This is a genomic window from Corynebacterium choanae (assembly GCF_003813965.1).
GTDB classification, from domain to species: domain Bacteria; phylum Actinomycetota; class Actinomycetes; order Mycobacteriales; family Mycobacteriaceae; genus Corynebacterium; species Corynebacterium choanae.
Window position 1 is genome coordinate 793,270 of record NZ_CP033896.1, and the last position, 20,307, is coordinate 813,576.

The 20,307-nt window shown below is 58.3% G+C and carries 15 protein-coding genes and 1 tRNA gene; 8 read left to right on the plus strand and 8 right to left on the minus strand.

The window, feature by feature from the left end:
• Positions 1–114 precede the first annotated feature (114 nt).
• Entirely contained in the window at positions 115–888 is a 774-nt protein-coding gene (locus tag CCHOA_RS02890; RefSeq protein WP_123926638.1) for a hypothetical protein, read from the plus strand.
• A gap of 389 nt (positions 889–1,277) precedes the next feature.
• On the plus strand, positions 1,278–2,681 hold the full coding sequence (locus CCHOA_RS02895; RefSeq protein ID WP_123926642.1) for a cation:proton antiporter: 1,404 nt from the start codon (positions 1,278–1,280) through the stop codon (positions 2,679–2,681).
• A gap of 135 nt (positions 2,682–2,816) precedes the next feature.
• On the opposite strand, the gene CCHOA_RS02900 is transcribed toward CCHOA_RS02895, so the two are convergent.
• Positions 2,817–3,089 (minus strand): hypothetical protein, encoded by a 273-nt coding sequence (locus CCHOA_RS02900; RefSeq protein WP_123926644.1) that lies wholly within the window; start codon positions 3,087–3,089, stop codon positions 2,817–2,819.
• A gap of 430 nt (positions 3,090–3,519) precedes the next feature.
• A tRNA-Arg gene (locus CCHOA_RS02905) sits at positions 3,520–3,592 on the minus strand.
• A gap of 311 nt (positions 3,593–3,903) precedes the next feature.
• On the opposite strand from CCHOA_RS02905, the gene CCHOA_RS02910 reads away from it, so the two are divergent.
• The 3 genes from CCHOA_RS02910 to CCHOA_RS02920 all read left to right on the plus strand — a co-directional run bounded on the left by CCHOA_RS02910 (position 3,904) and on the right by CCHOA_RS02920 (position 5,744).
• Complete coding sequence (locus tag CCHOA_RS02910; protein WP_123926647.1) at positions 3,904–4,203, plus strand: cg0963 family protein; 300 nt, start codon at positions 3,904–3,906, stop codon at positions 4,201–4,203.
• 254 nt (positions 4,204–4,457) lie between these two features.
• Positions 4,458–5,213, plus strand: coding sequence for a precorrin-6A synthase (deacetylating) (gene cobF / locus CCHOA_RS02915; protein ID WP_123926651.1), 756 nt, complete (start codon positions 4,458–4,460; stop codon positions 5,211–5,213).
• A 144-nt stretch (positions 5,214–5,357) separates the two neighbouring features.
• The gene (locus CCHOA_RS02920) at positions 5,358–5,744 is read left to right on the plus strand and encodes a hypothetical protein (protein ID WP_123926655.1); all 387 of its coding nucleotides are present in this window, start codon (positions 5,358–5,360) and stop codon (positions 5,742–5,744) included.
• Positions 5,745–5,965: 221 nt separating this feature from the next.
• Here CCHOA_RS02920 and CCHOA_RS02925 read toward each other — a convergent pair whose 3' ends face one another.
• The 3 genes from CCHOA_RS02925 to CCHOA_RS02935 form a co-directional block, all read right to left on the minus strand.
• On the minus strand, positions 5,966–6,475 hold the full coding sequence (locus tag CCHOA_RS02925) for a dihydrofolate reductase (RefSeq protein ID WP_123930703.1): 510 nt from the start codon (positions 6,473–6,475) through the stop codon (positions 5,966–5,968).
• Positions 6,476–6,637: 162 nt separating this feature from the next.
• On the minus strand, positions 6,638–7,450 hold the full coding sequence (locus CCHOA_RS02930) for a thymidylate synthase (RefSeq protein ID WP_123926658.1): 813 nt from the start codon (positions 7,448–7,450) through the stop codon (positions 6,638–6,640).
• 230 nt (positions 7,451–7,680) lie between these two features.
• Positions 7,681–8,451 (minus strand): 3'(2'),5'-bisphosphate nucleotidase CysQ, encoded by a 771-nt coding sequence (locus CCHOA_RS02935; RefSeq protein ID WP_123926661.1) that lies wholly within the window; start codon positions 8,449–8,451, stop codon positions 7,681–7,683.
• 199 nt (positions 8,452–8,650) lie between these two features.
• On the opposite strand from CCHOA_RS02935, the gene CCHOA_RS10875 reads away from it, so the two are divergent.
• Both CCHOA_RS10875 and CCHOA_RS02945 read left to right on the plus strand, forming a co-directional pair.
• Positions 8,651–14,170: an Lhr family ATP-dependent helicase gene (locus CCHOA_RS10875; protein WP_245992227.1), complete on the plus strand. Its 5,520-nt coding sequence runs from the start codon at positions 8,651–8,653 to the stop codon at positions 14,168–14,170.
• Positions 14,171–14,332: 162 nt separating this feature from the next.
• Positions 14,333–15,172, plus strand: a complete 840-nt coding sequence (locus tag CCHOA_RS02945; protein WP_123926664.1) for a DNA-formamidopyrimidine glycosylase family protein — start codon at positions 14,333–14,335, stop codon at positions 15,170–15,172.
• 88 nt (positions 15,173–15,260) lie between these two features.
• On the opposite strand, the gene CCHOA_RS02950 is transcribed toward CCHOA_RS02945, so the two are convergent.
• The 3 genes from CCHOA_RS02950 to CCHOA_RS02960 form a co-directional block, all read right to left on the minus strand.
• Positions 15,261–15,785, minus strand: a complete 525-nt coding sequence (locus tag CCHOA_RS02950) for a YdeI/OmpD-associated family protein (protein ID WP_123926667.1) — start codon at positions 15,783–15,785, stop codon at positions 15,261–15,263.
• Between the two features lie 81 nt (positions 15,786–15,866).
• On the minus strand, positions 15,867–16,337 hold the full coding sequence (locus CCHOA_RS02955; RefSeq protein WP_164472362.1) for a TM2 domain-containing protein: 471 nt from the start codon (positions 16,335–16,337) through the stop codon (positions 15,867–15,869).
• Positions 16,338–16,662: 325 nt separating this feature from the next.
• Entirely contained in the window at positions 16,663–19,020 is a 2,358-nt protein-coding gene (locus tag CCHOA_RS02960) for a glycogen/starch/alpha-glucan phosphorylase (protein WP_281273278.1), read from the minus strand.
• Between the two features lie 728 nt (positions 19,021–19,748).
• Here CCHOA_RS02960 and CCHOA_RS02965 point away from each other — a divergent pair.
• A complete protein-coding gene (locus CCHOA_RS02965) occupies positions 19,749–20,120 on the plus strand; it encodes a YccF domain-containing protein (protein ID WP_123926673.1) in 372 nt (123 codons plus the stop codon).
• Positions 20,121–20,307 lie beyond the last annotated feature (187 nt).

Below are 20,307 nucleotides of genomic sequence, written 5' to 3' on the forward strand. Positions count from 1 at the left end.
AGGAAAAGTTGATGGTGCGTTCGGTCACCGGGGAGTCAACACAGTAATATGCACGGAGTGAACAGCAGCGTTGTTACGTCCTTCCCGCGTCGAAGGTTGCCCCACCAACTGCGGATGAGTGTGCTTACGGTTGGCTGTGTTGCTGTCCTCACCGGGTGCGGCAGCACCTCGGAAGCACAAGGGGAAGCCGAGAGCAGCGATGTGGTGGTCACCACCGACGGGCCGCGGGTTGCGGCAACCAGCCCAGCCCCAATCGCGAAAGGCTGGTTCGAAACAGTCGGCGACAACACCGGTGGTGCCCAAATGACCTATCTGCGACTTTCCGACGGATGGCATGTGGGGACCGCGAACGAGCGGCTGCCCCGGCCGGCACTGTCACTAGCAAAACTGTTTATCGCCGACTATGTATTTCAACACGGCAACGACGAGGAGATCGCCGCCGCCGTAGAGATGATCGAAACATCAAACGACGACATCGCCGACGAGCTGTATGTCACCTTCCCGAAAGCGATCGACGCGACCGCAAAACGCTACCAATTGCAGTCCACCAAAGGTGATTCCCGCTGGGGATATTCGCTGACCAGCACCTATGATGTGGTGCGGTTTATCGCCATCAAACTGCAAGACGATCCCGCTTCGCCGATTATTGATGCCATGCGGCATTCCGCCCCATATGCCGCTGACGGCTACCGGCAAAACTTTGGCACCGCCAACGTCGCCGGGGTGATCGGCACCAAGTGGGGCTGGTCAAATGATCGGGACTATCACGCTTCGGTGAGTTTCGGGGAAGACTTTGTTGTCGCCGCCTCCCAGCCGGGTGGACCGGCTGACTTAACCAAACTCGTCACCACTCAAATACAACGCATCGACGAGATGGAACCGCGCTAAGCCAGAACAATCCCTCGTTGACACGGCGAGTGTCGCCGATAGTTCACGCGGCAAACTATGAAAAGTCACGCGATGTCGCTGGTGGCAGTGCCGCTACCGCAAGCCCTGCGACCATGCAGGTGATCCTCGTTTGGTCTGGTACATTTCCCAGGTAAGTTTTCTGCTCCCAACCACACTGGGCTTAGCAACCCCTACTGCAACCTGGCAGGTGCACCCATGAGCTGTGGGAACCACGCTCAAGGCACATATCACGCAGGCTACAGACCGTGGCGGAACAGAAACAAGGGGTGGCTGTTGGTGCAGTGCACAGGGGAACACGAAACCTTGTTGCACCACCTGCACATGTTCCCCACAAACAACAATTCGGTGACTGGAACAGTTGGGAACATATGAATGACACGATGATATTGGCGGCAGGAGCCATCGAGGCAGATGTGATCGTCTCCCTGATGTGGATTACGATCGCTGCCCTCGCCTCCCCGCTGCTAAGCTTCGTCACCGGCAAACGCATCCCCGGTGTGGTGTTTATGCTGGTGCTTGGGGTAATTATTGGTCCGGAAGTGCTGGACCTTGCAGAGATGAACGCCTCCATTGGGCTGCTGCGTGACCTTGGCCTTGGAATGCTGTTCCTTCTTGCCGGCTGGGAGATCGAACCCGACAAAATGCGCGGCCGTTTCGGCACCTCCTCGCTGCTGACCTGGGTTATCTCCCTGGTTGCGGCGTTTGCTACTTCAGTTGCGGTCTACGGGCCTGACGAACTCCTGCGCAGTGTCGTTCTAGCGATTGCGGTGTCTTCCACCGCGATGGGTACCCTGCTGCCGGTGATTAAAAACGCCGGCCGGGATGGTACTGCAGTTGGCAAAGGTGTACTCGTGCACGGGGCGATCGGCGAACTCGGTCCTGTGTTCGCCATGACACTGCTGCTGTCTACCCGTGCGACGTGGATGACTCTCATTATTTTGCTGCTCTTCCAAGCAGGAGCGTTGCTCGTCGCCTTTGTTCCGAGAACCGTCTCCCGGCTGGTGCCGTGGGTGGGGCGGGCGGTTCGTGACGGGGCATCCCACACCAGTCAAACCGTCATGCGGGCAGTGATCGTACTGTTGACCACCCTGATGGCGATGGCTGCCGTGTTCGAGCTGGACGTGGTGCTCGGGGCGTTTGCGGCCGGCATTATTCTGCGGGCACTCGTCCCTGCCCGCGCCCGGAAAACAACGGAAGCCCGGCTAGATGTGATGGGGTACGGATTTTTCATCCCCGTGTTCTTTATCACCTCCGGGATGTCGATCAAGCTCGATGCCGTCTTCGACTATCTGTGGGCACCGTTTGTGGGCATTATCCTCATCGGTATTGCCCGCGGTTTGCCGATCTTCCTCATGGAGAAGTTCACCAACACCGGCTCCGGGCTGCAGTCCACCCGGGACAAACTTGAACTCGCCCTCTATTCGGCAACTGGCCTCCCAATCATTGTGGCTGTCACCGATATTGCAGTTTCCCGGAATCTGCTCAACGAAACCCAAGCATCCCTGCTGGTGTGCTCCGGGGTCGGCACAGTCCTGTTGTTCCCGCTGCTGGCTGCAGTGGTTCACGACCGCTTCCCCGGCGATGATGATGCGCAAGACTGCCCCGTGGAAACAGAAAAACAGGCGCAGCAAGACCATGTGTCCTATAAGCAGGAAGTCGTGCGGGAAAAAATCGCCGAAACAGTAAAGAAAATAGATGCCAGCCAAACCCCGCGGCAGCGGCCAAAATCCACTACTGTCACCGACGACGAAATCACTCTCGACAAGGATTAGTGTCCTGTAAAGATAGTGGTGTTTTTTTCCACCCCGGTATTGCCTGCCGTCTTGCAACACGCACGCGCCCTCAGCGAGGGGGCGAATGAGGTTGTGAGGCGGCATTATTCATGCCTGAAATTGGACTGTTATCCATCAGTCAACGGTGTCGACCGCCATCGCAGAAAGGTGGATAGGCAGATACCTGTGCAGATCGCTGGCACGCAGCGGGAATATGTCGCGCGGCTGCACGATGTTGTTCTTTTCCTGCACCCCAGATGCGCTAAAATCATGTCTTTCAGCTTGCCGCTCCAGGCGTTGAATTGCCTCGCCCCGTGTGGTGATGTGCACGAAGAGCCTTGCATTCCAAAGGGACTCATCGTGAATGAGACAACTACACTTCAGGATATCCTCGGCAATCCGGTGCACGACCCAGGGATCCCACAGCCGGGGCAATGCCGGTGGAAACCCTCCGCTTGATACTTACACCGCACAGGTCGATACAACGGTGTAACGCCGCTGCCGCTTTTGGGGTAGTGCAGATACTCGTTTTCTCGTTTGCTACGCCAGCCTTAGGCGCGGCGCGCTCTTCAGCCCATGTGTGGTGCACAGGCACATCCCCGACCATCCACGTCACACGCAGCCGCGACGCATCCGAGGCTAAACCTCCCTGGGGGATAAGGACACGCTGCTTGGAAGCGACGTGATCTGGGCGCGGAGACCGCTGTCCTGGCAGCAAATCGGTCTACTGCCTGAAAAACGACAACATCCCGGCCAAATCACTTGAAAAGGCCGGGATGTTGTGTGTTGGACTCGTTGCCTCAGCAGCCGCTGGACTGCTGAGGAACAGTTGCAAATGTGCCCCAGAGAGGAATCGAACCTCCGACACCGGCTTTAGGAGAGCCGTGCTCTATCCACTGAGCTACTAGGGCAACGGTTTACACAGATAATGCTGATACAAGGCTGCGGTACAGCGGCAAATATCCAGCTGCTTGCCCGCAACGCCGAGTGTCGGCAGTGAAACCGGACAACAGTCTACAGGATTACCTGCAGCAGGAGCCAACCTTATCGTGGGGGGATGGATGGCGGTGGGAAAACATGGATGAATCGGCGAATTCCCTGCGAAGCATCCCGCAGCGGCCTAGGCTGGAACCATCACCTGTGTTCACCGCGGTGTGCAGCATTGTCTCTTGGCGAACACAATCCCGGTGACTTTTGTACGCTTGCTGGAAGGACTCTTGCAATGGCACCACTAAAGCCCACGTTTACCGATGTTCATGGCCGTAAAGTTGCGGCGCAAATGACCCACGAGGGGCGCACGTCCCGGTTGACGATCAACGAGCTGGACGAAAATGGCGAGCCAACGTTGCTGCTGTGCCTCAACAGCTACGATGCAACGCTTTTGGCACGGGCCTGCAACCTGTTCGTGAAGCACAATTTCTCGGTGAACTTCACCGACGTCAACATGATGCTTTCCCCCGAGGATAAGGCGCAGATTCTCGGCGATGAGGAAGAACTGCCACGCGATAAAGATACGTGGTGATTTTCTAGCGAGGTGGGTTGAAACCCTGCTAGCTCTCAAGTCCCGCTGTTGTTGACTGTGTGCAGACAACATGGTTCGGGTGGGGCTGTTACGCCGTTGGATGCAACGAGATATTGTCGTTGTATCCGGCGGCGTAGTGTTGTTTTTGATCCTGGTTGCCAGCGGGTGTGGGGGACTGCCCCTGGGGAAGCTGGCAGCGTGGATGGTGTCGCAAGTGACACAGTTGAGTATTCGTCACATGGGAGGAACCGCAGATGCATTGTGAGCTTATAGGGATGGGGGCTGGTTCCCCCGGTCATATCACCCTCGACGGGGTGGCCTGTTTGCAGCAAGTCGATGGGATTATCGCCTTGGACAAAGGGGATACGAAACATGACCTATTAGCGGTGCGGGAAACGATTTTACAAACCCATGCCCCGCATGTGCCGTTAGTGACTGTTGCCGATCCGCCCCGTGACCGGCATCCGGAGAACTATGAGCAGGAAGTGATCCGGTGGCATCATGCCCGTGCTGAACTGCTATATCGCACTATTGTGCAGCGTTTTGGGGTGGAATCCCGGGTGGGTTTTCTAGTGTGGGGTGATCCGGCGCTCTACGATTCCACGTTGCGGATTATTGACCATATGCGGACGGTGGCCGATGCTGAGATCACGGTGACGGTGTATCCCGGTATTACAGCAATTGCGGCGTTGACCGCAGCCCATGCGATCGTGCTCAACCGAATTGGTGAGGCCATTCATGTCACAACCGGGCGGATGCTTCCTGCGACGAGTAAGGAAGATCGACGCAATTGTGTGGTCATGTTGGATGGTGGCACAGCCTTTACCGAGGTGGCAGGTCCTGATACCTATATTTATTGGGGAGCCTATCTTGGCACCCCACAGCAGGTGTTACGGCAAGGCTATGTGGCCGATGTCGGGGAGGAAATCACCGCATTAAAGGCGCAGCTGCGGGAAGAACACGGCTGGATCATGGACACCTATTTGCTGCGGGAAATTCCAGCCAGCTAGGCGTTTGCCGATTGTGCGCTGCTGGGTGCACGGGCGGGGGAGATGCGCCCTTGTCAGAGGAACTTGCAGGGCTGGTTGTGTTGCGGCTGCTAGTGTTGTTCGGATGCTTTTAGAAGGAAGTTTCCGGTTGGAAGAGGTGTTGTTGTGACATATCATGCCCGCGGGTCTCGTGGTCGTGCCCCGATTCGTGTGTTGCCCACTGTGGTGCAGTGGATAATTACCGTGCTGGCTATTGCGGCTGCGGTGGGGCTGTTTGTGCAAGCAACCCGCCCAGACGCCGCCCCAGAACTCATGTTGGGTGCGTGGGCTACTGCCAGTATTGCGGGATGTTGTCTGCTCACCGCAATCGGCATGGTATGTATTGACGGGATGCGTCGGCTTGCCTTATTGGCAAGTCCATTGGCGTTGATCACCGGTGGGCTGATTGGTTCAGCGTTTACCACGTTGGCGTGGATTGTTGTGCTGTTCGGTGCGTTGTGGCTGGCGGTGGCGTTAGTGCGGGAAGGTTCCACACCGTACTATCTGCGCTAAACCACCCCCTACTCTTCGGTGCAATCACACCGACTCCTATTCGCTTAAAACCGGTGGATGGTACTGCGAGCAGGCTGGACTGCAGGGCGCGGCCAACGATGCGGGGGATAGACACAATCCGCGGTGCGGCAGGTCTTACCCGGTTCTTTGTGTTGTGTGTCAGAAGGCGTCAAGCAGTAGCCTATCCCAAGCTTATTGTGTGGACAGGCGCGACGAGCATGCTAGCGGGGGAGTTGATAGTGCATGATCTGATAGCGCACACTTCGGGCAGGATCGTGGGAAAGCTGACCGGTGTCGCTGCTAAGCCACGGGGATTGCGCAACAAGCTCGGCAGCCGCCGGCACAGGTGGGGCAGTGACTGCGGTTGTGCCGAGTACTTCGCCAAGTTCGGTGTCGATCTTCGTAATCAGAACATGGGTGCACTGTGCCAAGAGTGCTGCATACACTTGACCGCCGCCAATGACCCACACAGTGTCACGGGACGGCAGTGCTGTGGTGACGGTTGCCCCAGTCGACCAGTCCCCGGCTGGGGTCGTGGAGAGGACAAAATTTTCCCTCCCGGGGAGGGGACGAAACCTCGCCGGTAATGATTCCCAGGTGCGTCGCCCCATCAGCACAGGATGACCAAGGGTGGCGTGTTTGAAATGTGCCAAGTCTTCCGGCACATTCCACGGCATGGTGGTGCCGTCACCGATCACCCCATCGCGGGACTGTGCCCAAATCGCATGCACACCAGGGGTGGCATTAATGGTGGCGTAGTCAATATGGTCGGCGGCGGCGACGGTCACCGGGATTCATCCTCACTTGTTCAAGGTGTACACCGATCGAGAAGCTACAGCTGAGCTGGTGCATCTGTTGTTGGGCAAGGAATATCCCAACAGCGGTGGTGGTTTTTACACCGCAACCTGGCCGCGGATCGGCGGATGCGGATCATAGCCGCTGATCACAATATCGGAAAAGTCGTAAGAAAACAGGTCAGCTGCTTTGTTGAGCTGCAGCTGAGGATAGGGGCGTGCCGTCCGGCTCAGCTGCAGGGTGACCTGGTTGCGATGATTATCGTAAATATGGCAGTCGCCGCCGGTCCAAATAAATTCACCGACTTGCAGACCGGCCTGCTGTGCCAACATGTGGGTCAGCAGCGAATAGGAAGCAATATTAAACGGCACCCCAAGGAACATGTCGGCGCTGCGCTGATACAACTGCAGCGACAATTTGCCGTCAGCAACATAGGTTTGAAACAGCAGATGGCATGGTGGCAATGCCATCGCATCAATAGCGGCCACATTCCAGGCGGAAACAATCTGTCGGCGGGAATCCGGCTGGTTGGTGATCTGCTCAAGTAACCCGGTGATCTGATCAATATGGGTGCCGTCCGGGGTCGGCCAGCTGCGCCACTGCACCCCATAGACGGGGCCTAGTTCGCCGTGTTCATCAGCCCACTCGTCCCAAATGGTGACGTTGTGGTCGTGCAGATATTTGATATTGGATTCGCCGCGTAAAAACCACAGCAGTTCACCGACAATGGAATGCATATGCACTTTTTTCGTGGTGATCAGCGGGAATCCGGCGGTTAAATCAAACCGCAGCTGCCGGCCAAACACACTGGTCGTGCCGGTGCCGGTGCGGTCTTGTTTATGAATCCCGTTGGCCATAATATCGGCGAGAAGATCCTCGTACGGGGTGGGGATTGCTGCAGGGGTAACCATAATGGTTTCTACCTTAACTGGTCTGTCAATTAAGCCCACCCCCAATACGCGTGTTTCCCGCAGGCGGAGCGGCGTCCGCTGGGGTGGTAAGGGGCGGCACGGTGTGCACGACAGGGATGCGAAAACCCGCCGCTGGAAGCACCTGGCGCGGCAGCGGCAGGAGGAAAGGTTTTCATTCACCAGCGGCGGGTGGTGCAACAGTGGTTGCGAAAAGAACTCCAGCAGCCGATCTAGTCGGTCAGCGCATAGGTGCCGTGTTCTTCTTTAAAGTCGGCGATGTGCTGCAAGATTTCTTCCGCCAGTTCAGGGCGGCAAATCAACAAATCAGGCAGATAGGGGTCGCGGTTGTTGTAGGTGATCTCTGAGCCGTCGAGGCGGGAACAGTGCAAGCCGGCTGCTTTGGCGACACCGACTGGTGCGGCGGAATCCCACTCGTATTGGCCGCCGGCGTGAATATAGGCGTCCGCATCACCGAGCAGCACATACATTGCTTTCGCCCCGGCGGAACCCATGAGCTCCGGGGTGAACCCCATCTGTTCACACACATGGTAGGCAACCTTTGGTGGCCGGTTGTGGGAAAGCACGATGCGTTTCGCCAACGGGCCGGTCACAGCTTTCGCCTCATCGGCGTGAAATACCACTCCAAGGTCGGGCAGTGCCACTGCGGCAGTTTTCGGTTTGCCGTCTTCGACCAAAGCGATGTGCACCGCCCAGTCCTGCCGGCCGGTGGCAAACTCTTTCGTCCCATCGAGCGGGTCAATGATCCACACCCGGGACTTCTCGAGGCGTTCAAGATTGTCGGCAGCTTCCTCAGAGAGGAATCCATCTTCTGGCCGGTGCTGCTCTAACACCCGGGCGATCCAGTTTTGTGCCAGCTCATCGCCGGCGTCCCCGAGGAAGCGTCCCCGCAGCACACCGACATCACGGACACCTTTCAAAATGTCGCCGGTTCCTTGCGCCAGGCGAGCGGTGAGATTGGCATCATCGACATGGTTGGTCATGGTTATATCATTGTAGTGACCGTTGGAAGGCACTTCCACCACATGCCCCGCTGCGGCGGCGGTGGCGACCCGGCGATGGGGGAAGCACGTCGCCCCCAAAACACAGGTTTTGTCACATAGTCACGACTGATTTTGCCGTCTGGTTTCCGCCCGCCGGGCAGGATTGTTGTCGATCCCTATTCATGGTTTTATGGAAGCCATGGCTGACGGCTCTCAGGTGCTTGAAAAGTTCACCCCAGCAGTACGAACCTGGTTTCGTGACGTATTCGATTCCCCCACAACAGTGCAGGTGGAAGCCTGGAATGCGGTGTCGCAGGGGGCGAATACTTTGCTGGTGGCGCCCACCGGGTCGGGCAAAACGTTAGCCGCGTTTTTGTGGGCACTCAACGAGCTCGTTGCAAAGCCTGCCCAGCAGGTGCTGCGGGATCCCTCCACCCCCGCGCAACCACTCCCCGCTGACGCACCTGGCGCCGGGGTGAAAGTGCTCTATATCTCACCGTTGAAAGCACTCGGTGTCGATGTGGAGCATAATTTACGTGCCCCACTGGTGGGGATCACCCATACTGCGGTACGGCTGGGGCAGCCGGCACCCAACATTTCGGTGGGGGTGCGCAGCGGCGACACCCCGGCGAAAGAACGCACCCGGCAGGTGAAATATCCGCCAGATATTCTCATCACCACCCCAGAGTCGCTCTATCTGATGCTCACCTCCAAAGCAGCTGCCAGCCTGGCAGGGGTGACCACTGTCATCATTGATGAGATTCATGCGGTGGCAGCCTCGAAACGGGGGGTGCATTTGGCGTTGTCACTTGAACGCCTCGAGCTGCTCGTCGGCAAACCAATCCAACGCATCGGCCTGTCGGCGACAGTGCAACCCCTCGAAGCGGTCGCCGGATTCCTCACCGGCGATAGGGAAGTGACGATTATTGCCCCACCGGCACACAAACAATGGGATGTGGCTGTCCGCGTCCCCGTCGCGGACATGGCTGACCTGCCAACCCCGGAACCGGCATCCACCATCGGCAATGCGGTCGTCGACGATCAGCTGACAGAGGTGGCCGGTAGTAATCCTGGTGATTTGCAACACCACTTAGCTCTGCAGCGGCAACAACCATCAGCAGACCCAGACGATCACCCGGCGCATACTGTCGAAGATGCAGGAAATGCTCCGCACCGATCTGATGCTGACGCCAGTTTCGACACTGCACCAGATGTGCCCCTGCATCCCCGCGCCCTGCAACCGGCCACCGACCAGCCGCAAACGAATCTCAGCGACCTGTTTACCTTCCCCAATGCAGAACCATCCGCCGGTGATGCTACCGACGCTGCTGCGGAACCCGCCGAAACAGCCGACAGCGATGTCACCCCGCTTGGGGAACTGCTGCACCAGCAGCTGGCAAATTTCACCACCTTCCCCCCAACCGGTGCCGCCACCTTTGGCAACACTGTGCCCCATGCCGGGGAACATGCGCTCACCAGCGCGGCCACTGCCACCAGCGCCGGCGGATCAATCTGGCCATTTATTGAAGAAAGTATTTTCGCAGAAATCATGGAGCAGCGTTCAACGCTGATTTTCGTGAATTCGCGGCGCACCGCTGAACGGCTCACCAGCCGAATCAACGAAATCTATGCGCAACACTATGATCCCGCCTCACTGCATCTGCCCGGTCGCCGACCACCAGCCCAAGTCATGGTTGCCGCCGACGAAATCGGCAAAGCCCCCACCGTGATTGCCCGTGCCCATCACGGCTCAGTCAGCAAAGACGAACGCGCCGAAATCGAAGCACAACTCAAAGCCGGCGAACTGCGCTGTGTTGTCGCCACCTCCTCCCTCGAACTGGGAATCGACATGGGCGCAGTCGATTTGGTGATTCAAGTGGAAGCACCCCCCAGTGTGGCTGCCGCACTGCAACGGGTAGGGCGCGCCGGGCACACCGTCGGGGCAGTATCTCGCGGTTCGGTATATCCCAAACATCGCGCCGACCTGGTGGCTACCACCGTCACCGTGGAACGGATGCTTCGCGGCGATATCGAGGCAATCCATATCCCCACCAATGCGCTGGATGTACTCTGCCAGCAGACTGTTGCCGCCGCCAGCCTAGGACCGCTCGACATTGACCAATGGTATGGGGTGGTGTGTCGCGCCTACCCTTACCGCACCCTTGCCCGGGAAGTGTTTGATGCCTGCATCGAACTGGTCACCGGCCAATATCCTTCCACTGATTTTCGCCAGCTGCGACCCCGGCTTATCCACGACGAAACCACCAACCAGCTCATTCCCCGCCCCGGCGCGCAGCGGCTTGCCGTCACCTCCGGGGGAACAATCCCCGACCGGGGCATGTTTGGGGTGTTTCTGCTGGGCACCGGCGAATCGGGGCGGCAGCCGCGACGGGTTGGCGAACTCGACGAAGAGATGGTGTATGAATCCCGGGTTGGTGACGTGTTCACGTTGGGGGCAAGCTCGTGGCGTATTGAAGACATCACTAAAGATCAGGTGATTGTTACCCCTGCACCGGGGCATACTGGGCGGCTACCGTTTTGGTCAGGGGAGCAGGCTTCTCGCCCCTATGAGTTGGGGTGTGCGGTTGGTGCGCTGCGGCGGGAAGTAGCCACCGATCCGCAGCGGCTTGCTGCGACACCGCTTGACTCGTGGGCGAAAGAAAACCTCACCCGATTTATCAGCGAACAGCAGGATGCGTGCGGCATGGTGCCCGATGAGCAAACCCTGCTTTTTGAGCGGTTCCGCGATGAGGTTGGCGATTGGCGGATCGTGTTTCATACCCCGTTTGGGCGGGGAGTGAACGCCGCCTGGGCGTTGCTGGTTGGTCAGCAGATTAGTGAAACCACTGGGATGGAGGCGTGGCCGCAGGCCGCCGATGACGGGATTGTGCTGCGCCTGCCCGATTCTGCGGAGCCACCGTCGGCGGAGTTGTTTGTGCTCGACCCGGAGACTATCGCCGATGCTATTACCGAACTGGTTGGTTCTTCGGCACTGTTTGCGTCCCGGTTCCGGGAGTGCGCTGCCCGGGCGTTACTGTTGCCGAAGAAGAATCCGGGTGCCCGTGCCCCGCTGTGGCAGCAGCGGCAACGCGCGGCACAACTGTTAGATGTGGCCCGCAAATATCCCACATTTCCGATTATTTTGGAAACAGTCCGTGAATGTGTGCACGACGTGTACGATGTGGATTCGCTGGTGGCGGTGCAGCAGCAGCTTGCGCAGCGCGCTATTCGGATTGTGGAAGTGACGGTAGAACAGCCCAGTCCGTTTGCCGCATCGCTGCTGTTTAACTACACCGGCGCCTTCATGTATGAGGGGGATTCGCCGCTCGCGGAGCGGCGGGCGGCTGCTCTTGCGCTTGATCCGACACTGTTGGCGAAACTGTTGGGGAAAAATCAGCTTGCCCAACTGTTGGATGAGCAGATCATCGACGAGATCGATGCCCAGCTGCGCCGGAAAAGTCCGGATCGGCGTGCCCGCACCCCGGAAGAATTCGCCGACACGTTGCGGCTGGTCGGACCGGTGCAATTGGATGATTTGCCGCAGATGGTGAGTTTTCGCGCCACCGAAACCAGTGCCGCCGACGGCCTGGTCGCCACTCCCGCGAATCCACATGCCGCTTCCATATCGTCTGATCCTGAACTCGACACGGCCGCAGCAGGCACCGATCATGCTGACTTTGATCAGTCCAATCGGGAAGACACCGCGCAGCGTCTAGCAACAGTGCTCACTACCACGCTGGGCTCCCGGGTGATGCGGGTACGCATCGGCGGCCGCTGGTATTTAGCGCAAAGCGCGGACGCCCCGCTGCTCCGCGACGGGCTGGGTGTTCCTGTTCCCCCGGGGGTGCCGTGTCAGCAGGCAATCATCCCCGATGCGCTGCAGCAGCTGCTGCGGCGGTTTGCGCAAACCCGCGGCCCGTTCACCCTTGCCGATGTCACCGCCAGTTTCGGGCTAGCGCCTGCGGCCGCCCACACGGTACTTGCCGGCCTGGTCGCCGCCGGGGATCTGCTGCAAATGCAGGTGCGGCAGTCGCAAACCGCGGAGGAATATATTGCCCCGCAAGTGTTACAGCTCATTCGGAAACGCTGCCTAGCGCACGCCCGCGCACAGATCGAACCTGTCTCTCAGGCTGCCTATACCCGTTTTCTCCTTGGCTGGCATGGGATTGAAGACATTAATCAACAGCCCACCGGGGTGGGGGTTGACGGGGTGTTTGCGGTGATTGAACAGCTTGCCGGGGTGCGGATTCCGGCGAGCTGTTGGGAAACCTGGATTTTCCCCTCCCGGGTGGTCGACTATGACCCTGCCATGCTTGACGAACTCACCCGCGCCGGGGAAGTGCTGGTGGTGGGGTGTGCCATGGCGGCAGCGAAAGATCCGTGGATTATGCTGCTGCCGGTGGATTATGCGGCCCAGTTGATTACTGAACCTGATTGGGAAGGGCTCACTGATCGACAGTTGGCGATTGTGAGCGTGCTCGCATCCGGTGGGGGATTCTATTTCCCGGCGATTCAACAAGCCCTCGAGCAGGGGGTGGTGGTGGATCATCGCACCATTGGTGCTCCCGCTAGCAGTAGTGTTGGCGATGAGCCGGTTGATTTGGATGCGCTGGTGGCTGTGCCGTATCCGGTTGATGATGCCAGTCTGCGGGATGATTTGTGGGTGCTGATCGGTCGGGGGATTGTCACCATTGACGGATTTGCCCCGTTGCGCGCCCATTTAGCTGGTGCCACGGGGGCGGCGGCCGCCCACCGGGCGAAACGAACACCGGCCCGCAGCCGGCTGCGGATGGGACGCACCCGGTTTAGTCAGCTGTCGCAAACTCGTCGCACTACCACCCCACCGGATGCGGTTGGCCGGTTTGCGCTGACCCCTGCCGCCGATCCGGATCCGACCGCCCGATCGGTGGCGCACGGCGAAGCCTGGCTTGACCGCTACGGGGTGGTCACCCGGGGCTCTGTCACCGCTGAGGAAGTCACCGGCGGTTTTGCGCTTGCCTACAAGGTGTTGGATCGTTTTGAAGCGGCCGGCAAAGCGATGCGGGGCATGTTCATCGACTCGTTGGGTGCCGCCCAATTCTCTACGCCGGCGATTATTGACCGGCTGCGGGCCGCCGGTGACAGCCCAGATGTGGCCGGATGGCCCTCAGGTGCTACCAACCCGGTGGTGTGTGTATTGGCGGCAAGCGATCCGGCAAACCCCTATGGGGCGGCGCTGCCCTGGCCGGAGACGGCACACCGTCCTAACCGGGCAGCTGGGGCAATAGTGGTGATCGCGGACGGCCTGCTTGCCGCCCACCTCACCCGGGGTGGAAAAACGTTGACCCTGTTCCCGGATCAGTTACCCATCACCCCTGCAGCGACTGCCACCCTGGTGGTGGAAGCATTAGTTACCGCAGTACACAAAGGGCATATGAAAAAATTTGCGGTAGAAAAAGTGGGTGAACATAGTGCGCTTTCCTCACCGCTGCTCGATGCGCTTCAAGCCGGCGGGGCAACACTGCATCCGAAAGGGGTGATCATCGGCGGCAGCAGAGGACACACCAGCACCGCCGACCATTCCACCGGGCCGCGCCGCGGAATTCGAGCCACCACCGTACTGCACACCTCCGACACCGACCCCAGCCTTGCGACGGATCCGCGGCTTGACCCAAACAGCCGTTATATTCCACCCGGTGGCGGATATCGGCGCGGCAGAAATGGTCCAAATCGTCGCTAACACCACCCCATCCAAACCTGCACCCACCGCCTGCTAAAGCAGCATGGGCACACCACTGGTGGTGTTTCCCCACTAGTCAAATCTTCGCAGCAATGCAGCAACCTGCAGCCCCCGCAACCCAGCTCGGGTAAGGGGGCTGCACTACCCGGGAAGGATCCACTCATGCCGGAAGGTGATTCCGTCTATCAGCTGGCAAAACGCCTCCACTTTTTAACCGGACGGCAAGTCACCCACACCAGCCTGCGGGTACCCCGCTATGCCACCACCTCGTTTACCGGCAGCACCTGCACGGAAGTGTGGCCACTTGGCAAACACCTGTTTATGGCTTTCGGGGAACACATTTTGCACACCCATCTGAAAATGGAAGGCACTTGGGCTATCCATCCGGCCGGCACCCGGTGGCGCAAACCTGGGCACACTGCCCGGGTGGTGCTGCGGGTCACTGGGGAACCGGATTATCCCAGCGACATTGAAATCGTCGGCCACAGCCTGGGGCTCGTTGATGTGTTTCCAACCGCTGAATATCGGGAAAAAATGGGCTATCTTGGCCCTGACTTGTTAAAAACAGCATGGCTCAACGGCGGCCGGGAAGAAGCCATTCGGCGTCTCGCGCTGCGCCCCGAGCGCAGCATCGGCGCCGCATTATTGGATCAGAAAAATCTTGCTGGTATCGGCAACGAATATCGGGCAGAGATCTGCTTTTTAGCAGGGGTGCATCCCACCGCCGCAGTCGGCACCGTGAATCTGCCACAGATCGTTGATCTTGCCCGGCGCCTCATGTGGGCGAATAAAGATTCCCCAAACAGGGTCACCACCGGGATCCGTGGTGCCGGCGAGTCGAGCTATGTGTTTGGCCGCTACAGCAAACCCTGCCGTCGCTGCGGAACCTTGATTGAAAAAGCCATGCTTGGCGGGGTTGATGCCGGTGGTGACGAAGGCGAATTAGAACGCGTCATCTGGTTTTGTCCACGCTGCCAGCCTTCACCGGAGACACCCCGCTAGCACACCCGTACTCCAAAGCTATCCGCGGGTTCGCCGCAGCCATGATCCGGGAAACGCCTAAGACTTCGGCGTTTTTTCCAAAGTGGCGCTACTGGCCTGCGTCAAGGCGCAGTTTGCCGCCGACCGCAATCGTCGGATCGGTGCACGAGGAACGGTCGAAACAACACGGACGACGGCTGCCTTTGCGCATTTTGTCGACAGCCACTGCAATGCGTTTTGCCCGGGTTGCCGCCACTTTCGTCGAAGAGATCCACCGCACCCACTCCCAGCGGGCGCGCGGTGTTATCGACTCCCAAGTCGCAGAAATCTCCTCGGCTGCCGCGAAAGCCGCAGCAATATCGGCGTCGAGTTCAGGTTCTGGCCAGGTGTCACTAACGACCACTGTGATCTGGGCAACATCACCCACCGAAAGCGTGACCGCCTCCGGGAGGAAGACAAAATGTCCACGTAACCCGTCTGGTTCAACGATCCCGTCCCAGGTGAGACCATCGACGGTAAACCGGGCCGCAACCTGTCCGCGTGTAGGCATGGCTGAAGAAAGCTCCTCGCTACATCGGCCTAAGCGCTTGCCTGCGGCTACCGCAACAGCAATGTTGCCAACGATCGAGTTCATAGCATCACCTGCCGCATCCTATTTCGATGTCATAGCAGGTAACCATGGCACGGACGCTCACGCAACGCCAACTGCAAGCGGTTAGACCAGATCCGGGGCCTGGATGATTTTCACCAAATCCACGACATTCCAGATAAACAGCGCGAGATACAGGAAAATACTGATGAACGCGCCCAGGATGGTGATTTCGAACAGCAGCGCGACGACAAGCAGTGCAAGTTTGCCAAAGCCAGCTGCAGTTTGCCCGAGGTAGAAGTTGTGCGCCCCGAATCCGCCAAGGAAAATCCACCACAACACAGCGTTGAGGCGTTTTTTAGGCTGCACCCCGTAGGCGTAGGCAGATCCTGGTACGCCAGGTGCTACAGCACCCGGTTGCGGCAGCTGCTGAGCATAAGGCTGCACCGCTGACTGCGGATAGGGATTTCCTGCAGGTTGTGCTGCAGCAGACCACTGTTGTGCCGGTTGCGGGGTAGTACCCGGCCACTGCTGGGCTGGCTGTTCTGCTGGCTGTTCCCAAGGAAACGCATCGGAATTATTTGCAGGCGAGGTCACGGAGTTCTCCAAAGAATGTCGGGGCTTGCAACACCACACCTGGAACCAGATGTTGGCGGGACTCACATGGCGGAGTTCGCACGAATCAGATAGTCGCACGGATGCTGGGTCCAAAATATCATAGTAGCTACCAGACACCTGTCAGGTATGAACGTTTCGAACACTTCGAACAACGGGTGCGGCGCTATCGCTGGTGGCATACAAAACAACAGGGGCAGGACGATACGTATTATCGTCCTGCCCCTATTCGGTGACCTCACCAAGCTAGCGAGTAGCCGCCTTCAGCGGGCGGTAAACAAAGCAGCGAGCGGGTGAAGTTTTCGCGTTACTTCTTCGGCTTGATTGGCGTCGGCTCAATCTTCCACACTTCCCGGGCATAGTCCGAGATCGTCCGGTCGGAAGAGAAACGACCAGAGTTGCAAATGTTTGTCCAGCACATCCGTGCCCACTGCAGACGATCAGCGAAGTAGTCTTCAGCCATGTTGTCGCGGGTTTCCCGATATGCAGCAAAATCGCCAAGCACATAGTACTGATCCGGCTTCTCCCAAGAATTCTGCTCCAGCAGGCTGGCGTGCAGATCGTGGAAAATACCGGTGCCATCGTCGGTGAACGTGCCATCGACCAGGCTGTCGAGTGCGCGCTTGAGCCCCGGGGTTTCCTGGTAGGTTGCCTGCGGATTGTAGTGTGCACGCAGCTCCGGGAGTTCCTCGACCTTGGCGCCGAAAATGTAGGCGTTGTCGTCGCCGACAGCTTCCAAAATCTCGACATTGGCACCGTCAAGTGTGCCCAAAGTCAGGGCACCATTCATCATGAACTTCATATTCGAAGTACCTGATGCTTCCTTGCCTGCGGTAGAGATCTGTTCGGAAACATCGGCGGCCGGAATAATATGCTCTGCCGGGGAGACGTTGTAGTTCTCCACGAAGACGACTCGCAGCGTCTTCGAAACCTCCGGGTCATTGTTCACCAATTCGCCAATGGCGTTGATGAACTTGATAATGGCTTTGGCTCGCACGTAACCCGGGGCAGCCTTCGCACCGAAGATAAAGGTCCGTGGGGGAACCTGTTCGCCTTCCTTCACCCGGTAGTACAGGTCGATGATGTAGAGCGCATTCATCAGCTGCCGCTTGTATTCGTGCAACCGTTTGATTTGCACATCGAAAATGGAGCTGGTGTCGATATCTTCGCCCAACCATTCGGCAAAGGCTTGCTTGTTCGCATCTTTAATCTCCAGCAGACGCTGCATGATTGCATCATCGTCGCGCAGATGCTCGAGTTTTTTCAGCTCATCAAGGTTGGTTACCCACGCATCGGATCCGGAAAGCTCGGTGAGCATAGCCGCCAGCTTCGGGTTACACATTGCCAGCCAGCGGCGCGGGGTGACACCGTTAGTTTTGTTGTTGAACTTCTCTGGCCACACATCGTGCCAGTCTTTCAACGTTTCCGCCTTAATGATCTCCGTGTGGAGGGCAGCCACACCGTTGATCGAATATGCGGCATAGCAGGCAATCCACGCCATATAGACGTTGCCGTCCTTGACTGGCGCCATATAGTCAATTTTGCCCTGGTCATAGCCAGCTTCAGCCATCTCCAGGCGGAAGCGACGATCAATCTCTTGGACAATCTCCCACACCCGGTGGAACAGCTGCTGGAAGATCGACACGTTCCACTGTTCGAGGGCTTCGGCAAGCACCGTGTGGTTGGTGTAGGCGAAGGTTTCCTGCACCACCTTCCAGGCTTGTTCCCAACCCAGGCCATGCTCGTCCATCAGTAGACGCATCAACTCTGGGATGGCGAGCACCGGGTGGGTGTCGTTGAGCTGGATACAGTTGAATTCGCCGAACTTCGTCAAATCATCGCCGTGATGCTCGATGAAGTTGTCAATCATCTCCTGCAGCGAGGCGGAGACGAAGAAGTACTGTTGGCGCACGCGCAGGACTTTCCCTGCATAGGTGGTGTCATTCGGGTAGAGCACCCGGGAGATGTCCATGACCGCTTCACGTTCGACGATCGCGTCGGTGAACCGCTGCGAGTTAAACGCGTCATAGTCGAATTCTTCGACCGGTTCTGCCTTCCACAGCCGCAGGGTGCCAACATTGTCGGTGCCATAGCCGGTGATTGGCATGTCATACGGCACTGCCCGCACCACCATGTCGTCGAAGGTGACTTTGCGCTGCCAAGTGGAACGACGAACGACGAAGGGGTAGCCGTTTTCCATCCACGCATCTGGGGATTCGGTTTGGTAGCCATTGTCGAAGATCTGCTTGAACAGCCCGTAGCGGTACAAAATACCGTAGCCGGTCACCGGCAGATCCTGGGTGGCACACGAATCAAGGAAGCAGGCAGCAAGACGCCCCAACCCGCCGTTGCCGAGGGCAGCATCGTTTTCTGCCTCCAGCACGTCGGTGAGGGTACGGTCGGCATCGTCGACGACGTTGGATACTTCGTCAACCAAGCCGAGGTTGGTGAGGTTATTCAGCAGGGCACGACCCATGAGGAACTCGGCCGAAAAATAGTGCTGTTGCCGGGTGGCGCGGTAAGCCTGCACGGTGGAATACCAGTTATCGGCAAGCTGCTCCATAACTGCGGTGGACAGTCCGGTCCAATATTTAAAGTCAGTAGCAGCATTCGGTGGCATACCGGCGGCAGCCCGAACATGCCCGGGGATGGAGTTTCCGATCACGAATATCTCTCCTGTGTAGACAATTGAAGTATCTCGGTCGCAGCTGTGACGACATCTGCGATAAGGGTATAGCTGGATTCTATACAGCTATGCTGGTGCGCTGCTGGATCCAACACCCGGCGTCCGGGTGGGATAAGCCTTGGCCGGTAACAGGCGCACAGTTTCGTTGCAGCTATACCGGATCTCTGCACAAACATCTTCCAAAGTACTATCTTTAGCTGCTGGTGTTCTAGTTATTGACACCGAATTTCGCTGGTGAATACCTGGCAACACCGCGTCGGTAACGCTAGCCCCAGAATGCTGGAAGGCGCCCTGTCTGCTCGTTTGGTTTGCTCACCCCCGACCACACCGTGACTCAACTGCACGCTGCCAGCACCACCCTTGTTGTGAGGTAACGACTCGGGATGCGGTCGTAACCGGGCAGCGATGATGATTCACTTGGCAAACAGCCCTATATTGACCCTGGATTCTTGGGTGCGGGGCAGGGCTGGGTAGCTGTCATTACGGGTCATCTGCAAGTACTAACCCCGGCGGGGAGCTGCTGACGCTGATGGGAACAATTTGCTCCTTGCGGGAAGAAGATGCACGCCCTGCCGGGGTAGTGGGGGTAGTGGGTGACAATGCTGGTGGGCGGGGTCGTTGTGGGAATAACCTGGTCGGCCAGGAGAACGTGATTCTGCCCACTAATACAGGGTGGGTGTCGGTCCGGTGGGGTTAGAGTCAAGGGTATGAAAACAATCCTTAATCTGTTGTGGCTGGTCACCGGTGGTCTGTGGTTGTCGTTGAGCTACGCGCTGTTCGGTCTGCTGGCTTGTATTCCTATTATTACCGCCCCGATTGGTGTCGCTTCGCTGCGAATGGCGCGCTATGCACTGTGGCCGTTTGGCCGGCGGATTGTGGAGCGGACTAGTGATAATCCGGTGACACTAATCGCTAATGTGATCTGGTTTCTGTGTGGTGGTATGTGGCTGGCTTTGGGGCATCTCACCACTGCCTGCGCACAGGCGGTGACAATTGTCGGTATCCCGTTGGCGATCGCGAATGTAAAGATGATTCCGGTGACGTGTTTCCCCTATGGCAAACAAGTCGCAGAGCAATAGTCCTGGGTGCGCGGGCAGCACCCTTACGCCCCGCGTGGTTTGGAAGATTCGCTGGAATGCTGCGAGGTCACCTTCCACAGTGGGGGCATCATTGCGTCGCCGTGGAGCGAGCGTCGCGGAAGGGATCTGCTCGGGGTGATAGCGGCAACAACTGTTGCTTGGGGTGCCGGGGCAGGGGGCACTGCAA